The organism is Pseudoalteromonas sp. S558, from assembly GCF_005886635.1.
Taxonomy (GTDB): domain Bacteria; phylum Pseudomonadota; class Gammaproteobacteria; order Enterobacterales; family Alteromonadaceae; genus Pseudoalteromonas; species Pseudoalteromonas aliena.
The window spans coordinates 1-740 of record NZ_PNDU01000492.1 but is presented as its reverse complement, the minus strand read 5'-3'; the positions used below and the strand labels follow the sequence as shown (position 1 = coordinate 740).

Genomic DNA, 740 nt, shown 5'->3' with positions numbered 1-740 from the left:
AATGCAATTGGTATTACTTATCGGTTTGTAAGGATAGTAACTTAGCTTGAAAATTTTAATCAAGCGTTCACTGTACCGCGCTTATTTGAGCGATTTGCCTGTGACTGTTTTTTACGTTTTCGACGTGTGAACCATAAATAAAACCCCGTACCTGCAAGCCACACCGGGCTTAAGCCTATAACGCACCACAAAATTTTACTGAACAGCCCAGCAAAGTATCCAAAGTGCAGTTTTCTAAAGCTATCTATTACTTGCCAGCCAGTACCAACTTTACGAATGTCCCAATTGGCTATGTGATCACCCGTTAATTTGTTATAGGTAACGGTATTTGCGTATTCGCTTGCGAGTGGATTGGCGGTGCTTACTTCGCCAAATACAGTGATGTTTTCATCTGGCTGTAGTGGCATGACTAAAAATGTACCATTAAATGTAGGTATTTGTTTTTTACTGTCGTCAAGTATATGTTGGAACGAAATGTCGCTACTGTATAGGTTTTTGGTCAGTGCGAAGTGCTCTTCTTCGGCGTGCTCAATGACTTCGTGATACCACACTGCTCCGTTAAAGTAACCACCCGTAATGGCTAAAATGATGATAATAGGCGAGCCTATAACGCCAGTCATTTTATGAATATCACTAAGCACTATTTGTAGTGTTGCACGCCAGCGTACGCTAAATAGACGCTGCCAAAATTTGCGATAAATAATGAGGCCAGTAATGCCTAATACTAATAAAAATAGAGC

Annotated in this window: 1 protein-coding gene; it reads right to left on the bottom strand. The window is 40.5% G+C overall.

Going from position 1 to position 740, the window contains the following annotated elements; all coding sequences use genetic code 11:
• Positions 1–59: 59 nt before the first annotated feature.
• Positions 60–740, bottom strand: a 681-nt coding sequence (locus CWB66_RS21035; RefSeq protein ID WP_138586966.1) for a PepSY-associated TM helix domain-containing protein, incomplete at its 5' end; no start/stop codon positions are given.